The organism is Embleya sp. NPDC005575 (genome assembly GCF_040605455.1).
Lineage (GTDB): Bacteria > Actinomycetota > Actinomycetes > Streptomycetales > Streptomycetaceae > Embleya.
The window spans coordinates 107,284-122,571 of the sequence record NZ_JBEXCV010000006.1 but is presented as its reverse complement, the minus strand read 5'-3'; the positions used below and the strand labels follow the sequence as shown (position 1 = coordinate 122,571).

Sequence of the window (15,288 nt, the reverse complement as noted above, 5' to 3'; positions counted from 1 at the left end):
CCAGCGGCCGACGGTGTCGCGGGTGGTGCTGATCGCGTCGGTGCCGGCGGTGAGCGTGCTGTCGATGGCGGCCATGATGAACTCCCTTGAGGATGGCGGTTGTTGGCGGGGGTCGGCCGGCGGCCTTCGTGTTTTGCCGTGCCGTTCTTCGATGTCTGAAGACTGTCGTTCGCGCTCACTTCGAACAACGGCCGATCTCGGAACCGTGGTTAACCCCGGGGTTACCGATGCAAACCGAGGACGTGCCCGCACGGGCACCCCATCGTGCGTGCCCGGAGATCCCGCACGTGCGTGGGCCCCGCCCGCAAACGAGGACGGGGCCGTGGTGTCGTTTCCGGTGGTGTGCCGGTCGGTACCGTGGACCGGCGTCGGGGCCCGCGTCGCGCGGCTTACGTGGTGCGTCCAGGTGCAAGCGGGACGCCGGGTGCTCGGATGTCGCTCTGCCTGACCCGCGTGGCGCTGCCGACGGTGAGAAGTGAACCCGTTTCCGGCGGCTGTGCTCCGCGTATGTGGCGGAGAGGCCGCAGGCCACGGGCGGGCTCCGACCTCACGAGTGCGCCTGCTTGGGCAAGGTGAGGATTTCGGCTCCGTCGTTGGTGATGGCGATCGTGTGCTCGCTGTGTGCTGTCCGGCAGCCTGTCGCACTTCGGAGCGTCCACCCGTCGGCATCGGTGACGAGTTCGGCGGTGTCCGCCATGACCCACGGCTCCAGTGCCAGCAGAAGCCCAGGGCGCAGTTTGTACCCGCGGCCGGGCCGCCCGGTGTTCGAAACGTGCGGGTCCTGGTGCATCGTTGATCCGATGCCGTGACCTCCGAACTCGGTGTTGATCGGGTACCCCGCCGCGCTGAGGACCGAGCCGATGGCATGGGAGATGTCGCCGATGCGAGCGCCGGGTCCGGCAGCGGCTATACCTGCGCTCAACGCGCGTTCGGTTGCGCTGATCATCGCGACGCTCTCCGGGGGCTTTGATTCGCCCACGATGAAGCTGATGGCAGAGTCTGCGGCGACTCCGCCTTTGGAGACGGCGAGGTCGAGTGTGAGCAGATCGCCGTCGGCAAGCGTGTAGTCGTATGGCAGTCCATGGAGCACGGCGTCGTTGACGGCCGTGCAGATGTAGTGGCCGAACGGCCCGCGTCCGAAGGACGGTTCGTAGTCGACGTAGCAGGACTGCGCTCCGGCCTCGACGATCATGCCCTCGGCCCACCGATCGATGTCCAAGAGGTTCGTGCCGACCGTGCTACGGCTCTTCAGCGTCTGCAGGATGCCGGCGACCAGGGAGCCTGTGTTCTTTGCTCGGGCCAGTTCGGTGGGGTTCAGGATCTCGATCATGTGGCGCCCTTCTCATGCAACCAATAACTATACCGGCCAAACTATACCGGTACTAGAATCGGAGCCATGGTCAGATTGCCGCTCACTCCCGAAGAGGTCGAGCGCGGACAGCGCCTCGGCACCCTCCTACGTCGCGCCAGGGGAGAGCGCTCGCTGCTCGAGACCGCGCTCGATGCACGCGTCTCACCGGAGACCCTCCGAAAGATCGAAACGGGCCGCGTAGCGACCCCTGCCTTCCCGACCATCGCTGCGATCGCGGATGTCCTCGACCTCTCCCTCGATGCGGTGTGGGCCGAGATCAACCAGCCCGAACGCGGTGTCGAACCGACCGGCTCCGGTCTCGACACACGCGAGCGGTTGGCTTCGTAAGTCTCAAGCCCGCAGCTGCGTTGCGGGCGTCGACGAGAGAGGAAGCGCGGCCCCGGCTCTCAGCCGATGCCCCTGTCGGTACAACCAGGCCCACCGGCCGACCTGTCCCCGCGCCCGGACACATGGTGTGGGTCCCGGGGACAGGAAGACCGGGACCGGCCGCTTCGACGGCCGTGGCGGTTTCCGACTCCGTGCTGACGCACTACGCCGCCCGCGAGGCCCGCAAGATCCTTACCGGCGACCCCTGACATCAGTCGGGTAACGGGTCTGGTTCGATGAAGGGCCGATTCCGTTGCCCGTCCGGGGGTGCCTGATCCTGAACACGCCGCTCGCGGAGGCCCTGTCCGGCGTCTTGCAACCGGTTCGTCGTCGATCACGCCCCCTGCCCCGTCCTGCTGGTCTGGCCCGAGGCCGCACCCGACATCGCCGGCATCCCACCGCCACCTCCGGACCCGCCGCACCACCAGTAGGCCACGATGAGCCGGATAGGGTTGCGCCGCGATCAGCCGCCCTCGCCCGACCGCCGGTCGTACGCGCTCACGATCGCGTCCAGCAGACCCGGGAAGCGCTCGTCCAGATCCGCCCGCCGCAGTGTGGTCAGCCTGCGGTTGCCCTCCTCGCGCTGATGGATCACGCCCGCCTCGCGCAGCACCCGGAAGTGGTGGCTGAGCGTCGAGGGCGCCACCTCGACCGGGAACGTCCCGCAGGCGCGCTCGGGGTCGTCGTAGAGGGTTCGGGTGATGATCATCCGGGTCGGGTCGGACAGTGCGTGCAGGACGTCGAGCACGTCCAGGTCGGCGGTGGCCACGTGGATCAGTGCCGGGCGCCGTTGGTGCGAGCGGGGCATCTGCGGCCTCTTCTCCGTGGTTTCGGTTCTCGGCGGGATCGGCGGCGGATGCCTTGGCGGCGATTTTGCTCGGCATCCCTGGGAAGCGTGATACTACTTTCGTCGTACGTCGAATATCGAACATAGTATCCGAGGGCGGGGATGGATATGCGCGCATTGCTGATGACCGAGCCGGGGGACGCACGCCAGTCGCAGGTCGCGGACGTGGACGTGCCGAGGCCGGGGGCCGGCGAGGTCGCGATCGACGTCGCGTACTCGGGGCTGAACTTCATGGACGTGATGGCCCGGCGCGGCGATCCGGGCTACGCGAAGAGCTGGCCGTACCGACCCGGTCTGGAAATCGCGGGAACGGTGCGCGAGGTGGGCGCGAATGTGGTCGGTCTGGCGGTCGGCGATCGGGTCGCGGCGGTGCCGGACGGCGGCGGCCTGGCCGAGGTGGCCATCGCCCGGGCCGGCCTCACCGTGCCGGTGCCCGCCGAGGTGTCGCTGCGCACTGCGGCGGCGGTGCCACTGGGCCTGGCCACGGCGATGCTGTTGCTGTCCGAGGCAGGTCGGTTCGCGCCCGGCGACAGCGTCCTGGTGCACTCCGCGAGCGGCGGCATCGGCAGCGCGCTGGCGCAGCTCGTCCCGCTGCTCGGCGGCGGCCGGCTGATCGGCACGGTGGGGCGTCCGGAGAAGGTCGAGGTGGCGCTGAAGAGCGGGTACGACGTCGCGATCGCGCGCGACGAGATGGACGCGGACGCCATCCGGGCGGCCAACGAGGGACGCGGCGTGGACGTGATCCTGGACCCCCTGGGCACCAGCGCACTGGCCCTGGACCTGGATGTCGCGGCGACCGGCGCGCGGATCGTGCTGTTCGGCAACGCGTCCGGCGGCGCGCTCGACGCACTTCCGCCGGCCGGCCGACTGATCGGCGGGAACATCACGGTGACCGGCTTCAGCCACCGCGGTCTGGTCGCGGGCGCGCCCCAGCGGGTGGCCAGGGCGATCCGGGGCACCCTCGACCTGCTGGCCGGCGGCCGACTCGACTTCCCGGTCACGGAACTGGCCGACCTGACCGAGGTCCCACCCGCCCACGACCTCCTCGCCGAGGGCCGAGGCGCCGGCAAGTACGTGGTCCGCGTCACGGGGTAAGGGCCGGCCCGAACGGCGCGGCTTGCCCGGGACACCGACGGTTGTGCTGCGCCCGGCCTTCCCGGCCACGTTCGGAATACATAAACGGGCTCCTCCGATGGCCCGGGAGCGTGCGTACCGAGGGTGATGGCTGATCCCCGGACAGTCGAGGCGTTGGCGTGTTTCCGGTAATTCCGTGAGACTCTGCGGACCGCCCGTCGTCCGGTATGTGGCTACGACGGTCTTCACGAAACCGAGCCGTGCCGCACCGGTGCCGGCCACGTATGACGGAGCAAGTGTGTCCGCGTCCCACCAGCAGTACGACCAGTCCCTGTTGCGCGATCTGATGGCGAGGAGTCGCGCGCACCAGGCGTGCGAAGGCGCCGGGAGCCGGTTCGCCAATCAGGCTGTGGCGCGCCTGGTGGAGGCGGGGGGCGCACCGAAGCACCTGCGCGCTGTGGAGACGCTGCTGAAGGAGCGAGGGGCGCTCGATCTGCCGGTGATCGAGGCGGGGAGCGTCCGGGTCGACGGTGAGGCGCGACGGGTGTCCATCGTCGCCGCGACGGACATCGCCGCCGATCCCACCGTGCGACACGGCGAGATGTCGACGATGTTCTACCTGCGCGATCACGTGCAGTCCGCGAGCGCCATGATGGAGCTCTTCCTGAGCGACCCGGTCCGATACGCGCGGGAAGGGGACATCGGGCGCGAGCTGATCCACAGCGCGCTGCACCTGATCTCCACACCCGCGCAACTCGCCCGGTTCGCCGCCGTCGTGGAGCGAGGGGATACCGGGCAGGATGAATGGCCGCACATATCGCTGTGGTTCGACGATCTCGAGGCCGAGAAGCCGAACTCGTGGCGGAACAAGCAGGATTCGTTCCAGATGCTCGCGTTCCTCGTCCTGGACGCTCTGGATCGAGGGTTCATCGGAACCGACGAACTGTTGCCGGCGCACCGAGAGTTCCTTCGCTTCGTGGTGCCGTTTCTCCGGGCGGTCGGGTACCCGCGATACGAAAGTTCCGGATCATGGGAGGAGATCGCCGCGCGGCGCACGTCGGTGATGGCCGTCGAGACAGCCTTGCTCGACAGGATCAGGGTGCTCACGGACAACGGGACAGTGGGTTTTTTGGCGGACGGCGAGGATTTCACCGCGAGGGTCGGCACGATGGTGGATGCCGGTCTCCGGGAAATCGGCCGCAGGATCCCGTTCGAATCACCGGACTACGAGCTCGATTCGATCCGGCACCGCCGGGCGGACGCGTCGTTGGTCTACCTCCTGATGTACGGCCTGCCGGAACTGCTCGCCGAGGCTCGCGTCCCCATCGGCGAGCCTGCCCGGCCCATGACCGCGCGCGAAGTGGAGACCGTGGTCCTCGACGCGTTGCTCTCCTTGCAGGACCCGGCCACGGGTGGCTTGATCCGCTATGCGGAGGACTCCTACCAGCGCGTCAACTTCCATACGCACGAGGTGCAGGCGACCGTCCGCGCCATCAAGGACGAGATCAGGGCGGACGCGGAGGCGCGCGGGGGCGACATGGACCTGGACCGCAAGCAGGAGATGCGCGGCCGCCTGACACCGCAGGGGCGCGAGGCCGCCTGGACGCACCCACTCGGACAACTGGCCGCGTGGGCCGCCCGCCGAAGTCTGCACACGCGGCGGAGCGACCCCGAACAGGCCCGGAACTACCGCGAATTCGCGGTGCGCCGGCTGAACAGCATGCTGGCCACCGTCACCGGCGAGAACCAGTGGCACGCGGTGCTCCGAGAGGACGACGGCTACCACGTAAGGGAAGTGCCGCCCTACCGAGTCCCGGAATGCTATGTCACCTACCGCGACGATCAGGGCAACGAACTGATCGTCCCCTCACCCCACACGCCGCTCAACTGGAGCACGGCCATGCTGAGAACAGCCCTTGGCCTGCTCGCCATGGAAGACCACGTATCCGCCCCTCCCCCCCCGCCGACCGGCGCCGATGCACACCGACACCCCCGGTGAGGTCCGTGAGGGCAGTGCCACCACCGCGCCGAACACTGTCGAACTCGCGTGACGGGGGGTGACCTTCTCGAAGTCCGAGCTGGATGTCCGCACCAGCAACCGCCTCAAGAGACACCGCACTGTGTCCACGCGCGGTACGACGAGCTCGCGGTCCGCCCTGAGGCGACCTTCCTCGCCGCGGCCGCCAACGCATGGGCGTGGTCATCGAAGTGGCACGCCCTGGGCTCGCGGGGTATGGCCCGGGGTGTATTGCTCGGCGTACTCCTCGGTGGCCGGGACAATGGTGATGACGTCGATCATGACGCCGTCCGGCGCCGCGACGATGAAGTGGCGTTGCCCGAATTCCTCCGTGCGCAGGGAGAGGAGTTCGGGCAGACCCGCTAGTGCGACCAGCCTGTGGTGTTCGGCATCGACGTCGTCCACCTCGAAGTTGAGCAGAAGGCCGCCCCTGAGGGGGGTGCGGTACCCCTCGGGAATGGTCGGATGGGCGTGGTCGAGCAAGGCGAGTTCGTAGTGCGGGGCATCCGGGCGATGCAGGCTCACGTACCAGTCGGCCTCGAACGACACCTCGAACCCGAAGTGACGGGCATAGAAGTGGCGTGATGCGGCGACATCGCGCGTGGCGAGCACCGGGTAGAAGCTGCCGAGCTTGACCTTCATGACATGTCTCCATCTGCCTGCGCACCGAAGTTCACATACCTTGAGTATGTGAAACGGACGGTAGCATACCCCGGGTATGCGAAAGGAAGGCTGAATCGAGAATGACTGTCACCAGGGTCGAGCAGCGGGCGGCGACACGACGGGCATTGCTGGCCGAGGGGCGCCGGAGGTTCGCCGCCGACGGGTATCACGACGTGGTTCTCACCGACGTGGCGCAGGCGGTCGGGGTCACCAAGGGGGCCGCATATCATCATTTCGAGAGCAAGGTCGGACTCTTCCGGGCGGTGGTCGCGGAGGTGCAGCGAGAACTCGGAGAACGGGTCGCGGACGCCGCCGAGCCGTACGACGACCCGTGGGAGCAACTCCGGGCCGGCTGCCGGACCTTCCTCGCCGCCGGGTGCGATCCGACGGTACGCCGGATCGTGCTGGTCGACGCGCCGGCCGTACTCGGGTGGGATGAATGGCGGGCCATGGACGAGGACTCCTCCGCCCGGCATTTGTCCGAGGCGCTCGACGCGCTGGTGAAGGCCGGAGCCATCGCCGACCAACCGGTGGAGCCGCTGGCGCGGTTGCTGTCAGGGGCGATGAACGAGGCCGCCCTGTGGCTGGCCCGGTCGGCGAACCCGCAAGCGCTGGGGCAAACGGAGCAAGCGTTGGACCGGCTGCTGAACGGGTTGCGATCCCAGAGCAACCAGCAGCCGTGAAAGCCCTGTTCACGGGACGAGGTGACCGACCTGGATCCGGAGCGACTTGCGCACCGCGCCGCCGCCGTCGGCGCGGACGGCCGGGGTGACCTGCGGCGTCCGGTAAGACGCCGACAGGCAGTGGTTTTGCGGCGACATCAGCGGGCCCGGTTGCCTATCGATGTCCGTTGTGATGGTGGACGGATCCAGCAGCCGTCCGCCGTCGGTCAGGATCGCCGGACGTCGCTACCCGGGGCGCCGATGCGCAGTACCTTCATCTTGCACTCCCCTTCGTAGTGGGGCATCCGTCCCCGGGGCGGTCGGGTTTCCGCTGCACGGTGCGGCTCATTCCAGGAAGAAGATCGAAGGGATCTCGGTCCACTGGCGCCCCTCGGGCGTTCCGGGGAGGCGCTCCTGGCAGGGGTCGGTCAGCCTCCACCACTCCTGGTTGACCGGGTCCTGGGACATGCGGGCCATGTCCGCATCGAAGTCGGTGCCCCGGTACTCGAAGTAGCTGAACAAGAGGTCTCCGTGGAGAAAGATCGAGTAGTTGGCGATGTTGCACGCTCGGAGTCGGTCGAGCACGCCGGGCCAGGGATCGGCGTGCAGGCGCCTGTACTCCTCCAGCTTCTCGGGCCTGACGCGGATCACCGACGCGATCCGGCGGACCCCGTCGCCTGTGCTTTCGTTCATCGTTCTCCTCCGTTGAGTCCGTTGAGTCCGTTGAGTCCGTTGAGTCCGTACACCCGTGTCGCCGTGCCGGCGAAGACGGTCGCCTGTTCGGTCGGGCTCAACGAGCCGGTGAGGGTCACGGCTGTGTCGACCACGTCGCGGTAGGAGGCCGCGAGCAGGCAGACCGGCCAGTCCGAGCCGAACATGAGCCGGTCCGGCCCGAGTTCTTGAAGCGCTGTCTCGGCGAAGGGGCGCAGGTCGTGCCGGGACCACGTCCGCCAATCGGCTTCGGTGACGAGACCGGAGAGCTCGAGGCGCGCAGATGCGGCAACGCCGCCCGCGAGACCCGCACGATCCCCACGACGTTCACGTCCAACACCCGATGCCACTCGGCGTCGTCGTTGTCCGCGACCGTCCCGGTGGCTCCACGCCACCCTGCCCCCACCCCATTCACGCCTGCCCGTCTTCCGCCGCGACGAGCCCGGGCAGCAGGCGCTCCTGCGCCCGATGCAGATGCGTGCGCATCGCGGCCGCCGCGACGTCGGGATCCGCGTCCCGGATGGCGTCGAGCACGCGTTCGTGTTCCCGGCAGGTCGCGTCGGGGACCCCGGCCGGGAAGTACAGCCGGTACAGATGCGTGTGCGACCGGAAGCGGCGCAGGGTGTCGGCCATCAGCGAGTTGCCGCCGGAGCTCGCGATCACGTCGTGGAAGAGCGCGTCGTGGTGGAGGAATCGGCGCATGGTCTCGCGGCTGTTGTCGCCGTGCGCGGCACGCATCCGGGTCAGGCTGTCGGTGAGCGACCGCAAGCCCTCCTCGCCGACCCGGACGGCGGCCCTGGCCGCCGCCGCCGGCTCCAACAGCAGCCTCATCTCGAACAGTTCGTCGAACGTCCTGCCACTCATCAGCGGCGCGGCCGAGTATCCGGCGAGGGCCCGCTTGACCACCAGGCCGTCGGCCTCCAGGCGGGCCAACGCCTCCCGCACCGGGGTGGGGGACACGTCGAGGGCCTGAGCCAACGTGTTGATATTGAGCTTGGCTCCGGGCTCGATCTCGTGATCCACCAGCCGTTGTGCGATCGCCTCGCACACGGTGTCCGCGAGCATCTGCCGAGGCTGCGCCTCTGTCATCGCTTCTCCTCCTCGACGCAGACACGCCGACGCGCTGCTTCGGTGACGACTTTCGCAGATCCCAGCTGACCTGCGGCCGTCGCGGGTCATTAATATACGATCTACGTCCTCTGTGGCTATGGATGCACGATATTGCCGAGGGCCGGATCGACGTCATTCGAAGCTCGACCCACGATCGTGACCAGCGAATTTGCGCCATACGGCAGCATTTTGACCGGGATCACGGCTCGCCTTCCAGTGTCGTGCGGCCGAAAACATTCGTCGTACTCGAACCCTTGACCTCGCCGAGATCCACGAGCATGCTTCTCGAAAATATAGTATCTGGCTCCGGAGGTTGGCCCTGTGAAGCGATCGCCCGTCAGAAACGCCCTGTTCTGCGCCGCCGTGTCGCTGTCGTTGGCGGCGGCCCTGACCGGGTGCAGCACCAAGGGCGGCACTGGCGCCGCCAACGACAAGGAGGCGGCGCACAAGATTCCGGTCTCGGCCGTCAAGGTGGCCCTCGTCCCCGGGGGCGCACACCCGTACTTCCAGCTCTGGAAGACGACCGGAGCCAAGGCCAAGGCCGACTTCGGGCTCGGGGACGTGGCCTACGACGAGACCGCCGAATGGAACCAGGCGAAGCAGAACAGCCTGTTGACCTCGCTCGCGGCGCGCGGCCACAACGCGTTCGGCATCTTCGGCGTGTCACCGACCGACATCAACAGCACCTTCGCCGACCTCAAATCCAAGGGATTCGCGGTCGCGTCGCTGGGATCGTGTCCCGCCGGCGGCACGCTCAAGGCCGACTTCTGCCTGTCCACCGACGTGGAGCAGGCCGCGTACAAGGCCACCCAGGCGGACATCCAAGCCATGGGTGGGCACGGCAACCTGGTCCACCTCACGGGCAACAACGTCGACTCCAACACCCAGCGGCGGATCGCGGGGGTCAAGAAGGCGGTCGCCGAGACCAACGGCCAGGTCACCCTCCTGACCACGGTGACCGACATCGACACCGACCTGCAGACCGCGCAGAAGGCGGTTTCCGACCTGCTGACCGCACACGGCTCACAGATCAACGGGCTCGTCGCCACGGCCTACAACCCGGCCGTGGCCGCGGCCGCCGCGATCAAGCAGGGCAACCTGTCGATCAAGGTGGTCGCCATCGACGACGACCCGAAGATCCTGGCCGGCATCTCCGACGGCTCGGTGTCCGCGACCGTCGCGCAGAACCCGGCCGGCCAGGCATACGTCGGATCGTGGGCACTGAGCCGACTGCAGAGCGGGCAATGCACCGTGCGCACTCCCGGCGCCGTGATCGACTCCGGCTCCTTCGTGGTCGCCCGGGAGAACGTCGGCACCTACGACGCCGAGCGGCAGACCAAGACGGACCAGCTGATGAACGACTTCAAGACCTCGGTTCTGTCCTGCCCCTGAGCCGTCCCGCCACACCGCACGCACACCCGCATCCACGACCTCGGGAGACACGCATGACCAGGATCATCAAGGCGAGCGCCTTCATGATCGACGTGGAGGTGGAAACCAAACGCACCGACGCGGTACAGGCATTCGTGAAGCAGGAGACCGTTTTCGTCGAGTTGACCACCGACGACGGGAACACCGGGACCGGCTACTCGTACACGATCGGCACCGGCGGAACGTCCGTACTCGCGATGCTGCGCGATCACCTCCTGCCCCTGCTCGCCGGCCGCGACGCCCGAGAGATCGAACGGGTGTGGCACGACCTGTTCGCGGCGACCCGGGCGACCACCGTCGGCGCGATCACCTCGCTCGCGCTGGCAGCGGTGGACACCGCGCTGTGGGACCTGCGCTGCCTGCGGGCCGACGAGCCGCTGTGGCGGGTGGCCGGCGGCTTTCGACCCGAGGTGCCGCTGTACGACACCGAGGGCGGTTGGCTGCACCTGAGCACCGACGAACTCGTCGCCGGGGCGCTGGCCTCACAGGCCGCCGGCTGGCAGGGAGTCAAGCTCAAGGTGGGCAAACCCAGGATCGAGCAGGACGTCGAACGCCTGGGCGCGGTACGGGCGGCCGTCGGGGACGGCCTCGACATCATGGTCGACGCCAACCAGTCGATGACCGCGGCCGAGGCCCGCCGCCGCGCCGCCGCGCTCGAGGGGCTGGGCATCGCCTGGTTCGAGGAGCCGCTGCCGGCCGACGACGTCGAGGGCCACGTCGCGCTCGCCCGCTCGACGTCGATTCCGATCGCCGTGGGCGAATCCCTGTACTCCCCGGGCCAGTTCCGCGACTTTCTCGCCCGCGGCGCGGCATCGATCGTGCAGGTCGACGTCGCCCGGGTCGGCGGGATCACCCCGTGGCTCAAGGTCGCCCACCTCGCCGAGACGTTCAACGTCGAGGTGTGCCCGCACTTCCTGATGGAACTGCACGTCAGCCTGACGGCCGCCGTACCCAACGGACGCTACGTCGAACACATCCCACAGCTGCGCGCGATCACCCACGACGAGATGCGGGTCCGCGACGGGCACGCCGTCGCGCCCGATACCGCGGGCCTGGGCATCGCGTGGAACCTCGACGCGATCGACGACAGGAGGACGACATGACCGGGCACACCCCCGCACCCGACGACGCGGACGTCGGGCGTCCGCGCACGGCGCCCGATTTTGCGCCGCGGGCCCGATGGGCCGATCGCTGGTCGGTCGGCACGGCCCAACGCATGGGTCTGGTCATCGTCGGCGCGGCCCTGGTGGTGCTCTTCGGCTCCGCCCGCGCGTCCTTCTACGACCAACAGCTGACCGTCTTCCCCCTGCTGCGCGACATCGCCGTCTTCACCGTGGTGGGACTGTCCCAACTGGCCACGATGTCGATCGGCCACATGAATCTGGCCGTCGGCCGGATGGCCGCGTTCTCCGCGATGTTCATGGGAATCGCGTACCAGCAATGGCACATGCCGCTGTACGCCGGACTGTTGGTCGGGCTCCTCGCCGGTGCCGCCATCGGAGCGCTCACCGGCTGGATCATCAGCTCCACCGGCGTCAACTCGTTCGTGGTCACGCTCGCGATGGACTTCGCCCTGCTCGGTCTGGTGTCGCTGACGTACTCGCAACTGACCACCGTGGCCGCCTTCACCGCCAAGCCCGCCGGCATGGACGAACTACGCGGCTACTCGATGGCCGACGTGTGCCTGGGCAATGTCTGCGGCTCGCCCGCGATCCCGCAGATCCTGCTGTTCACAATCGTGGCGATGCTGCTCGTCGGCTACCTGTACTCGCGCACCCGGACCGGTCGCGAACTGCTCCTGGTCGGCTCGAACAGCACCGCGGCCCGGCTCTCCGGCATCCCCGTCGCGCGTCGAGTGATCGGCGCCCACGCCCTGTCGGGGATGCTCGCGGGTCTCGCGGGCTTCATGCTCGCGGTCACCAGCGGCTCGTTCACCGCGGGCATCGGCTCGGAGTTCATGATCCCCTCCTTCCTGGGCCCGGTCCTGGGCGGCACCCTGCTCACCGGCGGCGCCGTGTCGGTCGTGGGCACCCTGCTCGGCACGTCGCTCGTGCAGGTGATCCGACAGGGCCTGACCACCTTGGGCACGGGTCTGGAGAACCTCAACATCTATCTCGGCGTGATCCTGCTCCTCGCGCTGTCCACCGACCGGATCAGGTCGGTCGTCTCGGCCCGACGGGCGGTGGCCCACCCGTGAGCGCCCCCGACACTGTCCGCACCGGCTACCGCGCGGCACTGGGACGATTCACCAGCTCCACCGAGATGACCCTGTTCGCGGTCGGCACCATCGGATTCACGATCCTGGTGGCGAGTTCGCACGGCAGCCTGCTCCGCAGCGACGCCATCCACGGCATCCTGATCTACCTCACCGTCCCGATCCTGATCGGCCTGGCCCAACTCGTGGTGCTCGCGGTCGGACAGATGAACCTGTCCGTCGGCACGCTCGGCGGTTTCCTGGCCGTCCTGACTGCGGTACTGATGGCCGATCACGGTGTGTCAGCCCCGATCGCGATTGCGATCGTCCTGGTCGCGGGGCCGGCGATCGGCGCGGTCAACGGCTTGCTCGTAGTGGCCACGCGGATCAACGGGTTCATCGTCACGCTCGCCACCATGACGATCCTGGGCGGCCTCCAATACCGGCTCGCCGGCACCCGCACGATCGATCCGGGCTCGTCGAGCCTGGCCCGGCTCGGCGACCGGTCCGTGTTCAACATTCCGGTGATCTTCCTGATCGCGCTGGTCCTCGCCGCCGCGTTGGCGTTCTTCCTGCGACGCGCGACCGCCGGCCGTCGGCTCCTGGCCGCCGGCGGCAACCCTCTGGCCGCGCGATTGTCGGGCATCTCCAACGATCGCAGCGTGATCGTGGCGCACGCGCTGTCGGGGCTGATCGTCGCGGTCGCGGCGATCCTCACCGTCGCCTCCGCACCCGGGGTCAACAAGAGCATCGGCGGGGACTGGCTCCTGCCCAGCTTCGCCGCGCCCATCATCGGCGGGGCCGCCCTCGCGGGAGGGTCGGTGTCCGTACTCGGCGCCGTGCTCGCGGCGTTCATCGTGCGACTGGTGGACGTGGCCCGCGCCCAGTATTCGCTGGACCCCAGCTGGGTCAACTTCACCGTGGGCGCCGTGGTGCTGGGCACCGTGCTCGTGGGGCGAATCCGGTCGAGCCGGCAGGACCGTACCGGGCGGGCGCCCGATCGGGATCCGACCCCGCAGCCGGAACCCCGGCCCGACGACCAGGCGAAACCGCTGCCGACCGCCGGCGCGAGGAGCACATCATGACCCACTCCGCTACACACACCGAACCCGCCGAACCGATCCTGTCGGCCGACCGTCTGGCCAAGTACTTCCCAGGCGTCCGAGCCCTCGACGGCGCGACGCTGCGCCTGCGCGCCGGGTCCGTGCACGCCCTGTTGGGCGAGAACGGCGCCGGCAAGTCCACCCTGATCAAGATCGTCACTGGCCTGTACCAGCCCGACCGCGGCCGGCTCGCGCTCGACGGCACCCCGATCGACTTCCACTCTCCCCACGACGCGGTGCGCGCGGGAATCTCGGTGGTCCACCAGGAACGCAACGTCATCCCCGAGTTCTCCGTCGCCGAGAACATCACCCTGCGGCGGATTCCCTCCCGTCGCGGACTGGTCGACCGGGACCGGATGCGCGCACAGGCCCGACGCTGCCTGGACTTGCTCGACCTCGATCTGGATCTCGACGCGCGGGTCGGCTCGCTGTCGACGGCGCAGGTCCAACTGGTCGAGATCGCCAAGGCGTTGTCCACCGACAGCAAGGTGCTGCTGTTGGACGAGCCGACCTCCGCGCTCACGCTGCGCGAGACGGACCGGCTTCTGGACATCGTGCGTCGGTTGCGCGACCAGGGCACCGCCGTCCTGCTCGTCAGCCACAAACTCGAAGAGGTGTTCGCGGTCTGTGACACGGTCACCGTGCTGCGCGACGGCGTCTCGGTCCTGGAAAGCGAGCCGATCGCCGCGTACAGCCGGAACGACATCGTCGGCGTCATGGTCGGACGCGCTCACACCGCCCGCGAGTTCGCGCCCCGCACGGTGGATCCACACGGTCCGCCCATGCTCGAACTCGACGCGCTGTCGACGGCCTCGGGGCATCGTGACATCTCGCTCGACGTGCGGCGCGGGGAGATCGTCGGCTTGTACGGCCTCGTCGGCGCGGGCCGCACCGAACTCGCCAAGGCGCTGATGGGCCTGGACCGGGTCGTCGGCGGCACCATCCGCGTCCGAGGCGAGGACGTCCGCATCCGCAACGTCGGCCAAGCGTTGAACACGCACCGCATCGGCTACGTCCCGGAGAACCGCAAGGAGGAGGGCCTCTTCCTCGACCAACCGCTCACGATGAACATCGCGGTGACCGTGTGGTCGCGGATCCGACGCGCCCTCGGGTACATCCCCGCCCACCGCGAACGCGAACTCGCCGCCGAGTACACCGAGCGGCTCGGCATCCGGGTGTCGGGCCCGAGCCAACTCGTCGGCCAACTCTCCGGCGGCAACCAACAAAAGGTCAGCCTCGCGAAGTGGCTCGCCGCACAAACCGAGATCCTGATCATCGACGAACCCACGGTCGGCATCGACGTCCGCACCAAGGCCGCCTTCCATCAACTCATCTGGCACCTGGCCGCCGACGGCCTCGCCATCCTGCTGATCACGAGCGACCTGCCCGAGATGGTCACCCTCGCCGACCGCGTGCTGGTCATGCGCGACCACCGGATCGCCGGCGAGGTGCCCAACACGCACGACTACGCCTCGGTGAGCCAGGCGGTGATCCGCCTCATCCACGGCACCGGGACTCAGAGCCTCCCGACCGCACCAGAGCCTTCGAACCCGGACCCGGCCTGCGGTTTCGAGCCCTCGAACAGCCCCTGATCGGGCACTCCGCCTGGCGGGCAGGTATCCCACGAGGCGCCCCTTCCAGGTGGCACGAACTCGCCCGCCCCGGCACACCACGCCCGACGACCGGCGACGCCGGGGCCGCCCACTGCGTGTGCCCGCAGCTTGATTTCGGGCCGAGG

14 protein-coding genes and 3 pseudogenes are annotated in these 15,288 nt (G+C 68.6%); 10 read left to right on the top strand and 7 right to left on the bottom strand.

The window, feature by feature from the left end; translation table 11 throughout:
• Positions 1-547: 547 nt before the first annotated feature.
• Complete coding sequence (map, locus tag ABZS54_RS03750) at positions 548-1,330, bottom strand: type I methionyl aminopeptidase (protein WP_355530638.1); 783 nt, start codon at positions 1,328-1,330, stop codon at positions 548-550.
• 66 nt (positions 1,331-1,396) lie between these two features.
• Here map and ABZS54_RS03745 point away from each other — a divergent pair, with 66 nt between their 5' ends.
• Both ABZS54_RS03745 and ABZS54_RS03740 read left to right on the top strand, forming a co-directional pair.
• Positions 1,397-1,699 (top strand): helix-turn-helix transcriptional regulator, encoded by a 303-nt coding sequence (locus tag ABZS54_RS03745; RefSeq protein WP_355530635.1) that lies wholly within the window; start codon positions 1,397-1,399, stop codon positions 1,697-1,699.
• Between the two features lie 359 nt (positions 1,700-2,058).
• A pseudogene (locus ABZS54_RS03740) lies at positions 2,059-2,169 on the top strand (universal stress protein); the annotation flags it as partial.
• Between the two features lie 32 nt (positions 2,170-2,201).
• Here ABZS54_RS03740 and ABZS54_RS03735 read toward each other — a convergent pair.
• On the bottom strand, positions 2,202-2,546 hold the full coding sequence (locus tag ABZS54_RS03735) for a helix-turn-helix domain-containing protein (RefSeq protein WP_355530632.1): 345 nt from the start codon (positions 2,544-2,546) through the stop codon (positions 2,202-2,204).
• 147 nt (positions 2,547-2,693) lie between these two features.
• Between ABZS54_RS03735 and ABZS54_RS03730 the strand changes: the two genes are divergently transcribed.
• Complete coding sequence (locus ABZS54_RS03730) at positions 2,694-3,680, top strand: zinc-binding dehydrogenase (RefSeq protein WP_355530630.1); 987 nt, start codon at positions 2,694-2,696, stop codon at positions 3,678-3,680.
• A gap of 277 nt (positions 3,681-3,957) precedes the next feature.
• A complete protein-coding gene (locus ABZS54_RS03725) occupies positions 3,958-5,658 on the top strand; it encodes a hypothetical protein (RefSeq protein WP_355530627.1) in 1,701 nt (566 codons plus the stop codon).
• Positions 5,659-5,859: 201 nt separating this feature from the next.
• Here the strand turns inward: ABZS54_RS03725 and ABZS54_RS03720 are convergent, their stop codons facing one another.
• On the bottom strand, positions 5,860-6,318 hold the full coding sequence (locus tag ABZS54_RS03720; RefSeq protein ID WP_355530624.1) for a VOC family protein: 459 nt from the start codon (positions 6,316-6,318) through the stop codon (positions 5,860-5,862).
• Between the two features lie 101 nt (positions 6,319-6,419).
• Between ABZS54_RS03720 and ABZS54_RS03715 the strand changes: the two genes are divergently transcribed.
• Positions 6,420-7,022, top strand: a complete 603-nt coding sequence (locus ABZS54_RS03715) for a TetR/AcrR family transcriptional regulator (RefSeq protein WP_355530621.1) — start codon at positions 6,420-6,422, stop codon at positions 7,020-7,022.
• Between the two features lie 324 nt (positions 7,023-7,346).
• Here the strand turns inward: ABZS54_RS03715 and ABZS54_RS03710 are convergent, their stop codons facing one another.
• The 4 genes and pseudogenes from ABZS54_RS03710 to ABZS54_RS03695 all read right to left on the bottom strand — a co-directional run bounded on the left by ABZS54_RS03710 (position 7,347) and on the right by ABZS54_RS03695 (position 8,801).
• Entirely contained in the window at positions 7,347-7,694 is a 348-nt protein-coding gene (locus ABZS54_RS03710; protein ID WP_355530618.1) for an L-rhamnose mutarotase, read from the bottom strand.
• Positions 7,691-7,984: pseudogene (locus ABZS54_RS03705) on the bottom strand (amidohydrolase family protein); the annotation flags it as partial. The gene ABZS54_RS03710 and the pseudogene ABZS54_RS03705, both read right to left, overlap by 4 nt.
• A pseudogene (locus tag ABZS54_RS03700) lies at positions 7,981-8,100 on the bottom strand (short-chain dehydrogenase); the annotation flags it as partial. The pseudogenes ABZS54_RS03705 and ABZS54_RS03700, both read right to left, overlap by 4 nt.
• A gap of 23 nt (positions 8,101-8,123) precedes the next feature.
• The gene (locus tag ABZS54_RS03695) at positions 8,124-8,801 is read right to left on the bottom strand and encodes a GntR family transcriptional regulator (RefSeq protein WP_355530615.1); all 678 of its coding nucleotides are present in this window, start codon (positions 8,799-8,801) and stop codon (positions 8,124-8,126) included.
• A 342-nt stretch (positions 8,802-9,143) separates the two neighbouring features.
• Between ABZS54_RS03695 and ABZS54_RS03690 the strand changes: the two genes are divergently transcribed.
• Genes ABZS54_RS03690 through ABZS54_RS03670 form a run of 5 tightly spaced genes read left to right on the top strand, consistent with a single transcriptional unit; the run spans position 9,144 to position 15,142 of the window.
• Positions 9,144-10,214, top strand: coding sequence for a substrate-binding domain-containing protein (locus tag ABZS54_RS03690; protein WP_355530612.1), 1,071 nt, complete (start codon positions 9,144-9,146; stop codon positions 10,212-10,214).
• A 53-nt stretch (positions 10,215-10,267) separates the two neighbouring features.
• Entirely contained in the window at positions 10,268-11,356 is a 1,089-nt protein-coding gene (locus ABZS54_RS03685) for a mandelate racemase/muconate lactonizing enzyme family protein (protein WP_355530609.1), read from the top strand.
• Complete coding sequence (locus ABZS54_RS03680; protein WP_355530606.1) at positions 11,353-12,450, top strand: ABC transporter permease; 1,098 nt, start codon at positions 11,353-11,355, stop codon at positions 12,448-12,450. Before ABZS54_RS03685 ends, ABZS54_RS03680 begins: the two co-directional genes overlap by 4 nt.
• Positions 12,447-13,532: an ABC transporter permease gene (locus tag ABZS54_RS03675; protein WP_355530603.1), complete on the top strand. Its 1,086-nt coding sequence runs from the start codon at positions 12,447-12,449 to the stop codon at positions 13,530-13,532. The genes ABZS54_RS03680 and ABZS54_RS03675 overlap by 4 nt, the downstream gene beginning before the upstream one ends.
• Complete coding sequence (locus ABZS54_RS03670) at positions 13,529-15,142, top strand: sugar ABC transporter ATP-binding protein (protein WP_355530600.1); 1,614 nt, start codon at positions 13,529-13,531, stop codon at positions 15,140-15,142. Before ABZS54_RS03675 ends, ABZS54_RS03670 begins: the two co-directional genes overlap by 4 nt.
• Positions 15,143-15,288 lie beyond the last annotated feature (146 nt).

Coding starts and splice junctions, on each gene's coding strand:
- ABZS54_RS03715 (WP_355530621.1), top strand. CDS start 6,420: ATGACTGTCACCAGGGTCGAGCAGCGGGCGGCGACACGACGGGCATTG.
- map (WP_355530638.1), bottom strand. CDS start 1,330: ATGATCGAGATCCTGAACCCCACCGAACTGGCCCGAGCAAAGAACACA.
- ABZS54_RS03745 (WP_355530635.1), top strand. CDS start 1,397: ATGGTCAGATTGCCGCTCACTCCCGAAGAGGTCGAGCGCGGACAGCGC.
- ABZS54_RS03710 (WP_355530618.1), bottom strand. CDS start 7,694: ATGAACGAAAGCACAGGCGACGGGGTCCGCCGGATCGCGTCGGTGATC.
- ABZS54_RS03695 (WP_355530615.1), bottom strand. CDS start 8,801: ATGACAGAGGCGCAGCCTCGGCAGATGCTCGCGGACACCGTGTGCGAG.
- ABZS54_RS03670 (WP_355530600.1), top strand. CDS start 13,529: ATGACCCACTCCGCTACACACACCGAACCCGCCGAACCGATCCTGTCG.
- ABZS54_RS03680 (WP_355530606.1), top strand. CDS start 11,353: ATGACCGGGCACACCCCCGCACCCGACGACGCGGACGTCGGGCGTCCG.
- ABZS54_RS03735 (WP_355530632.1), bottom strand. CDS start 2,546: ATGCCCCGCTCGCACCAACGGCGCCCGGCACTGATCCACGTGGCCACC.
- ABZS54_RS03720 (WP_355530624.1), bottom strand. CDS start 6,318: ATGAAGGTCAAGCTCGGCAGCTTCTACCCGGTGCTCGCCACGCGCGAT.
- ABZS54_RS03685 (WP_355530609.1), top strand. CDS start 10,268: ATGACCAGGATCATCAAGGCGAGCGCCTTCATGATCGACGTGGAGGTG.
- ABZS54_RS03730 (WP_355530630.1), top strand. CDS start 2,694: ATGCGCGCATTGCTGATGACCGAGCCGGGGGACGCACGCCAGTCGCAG.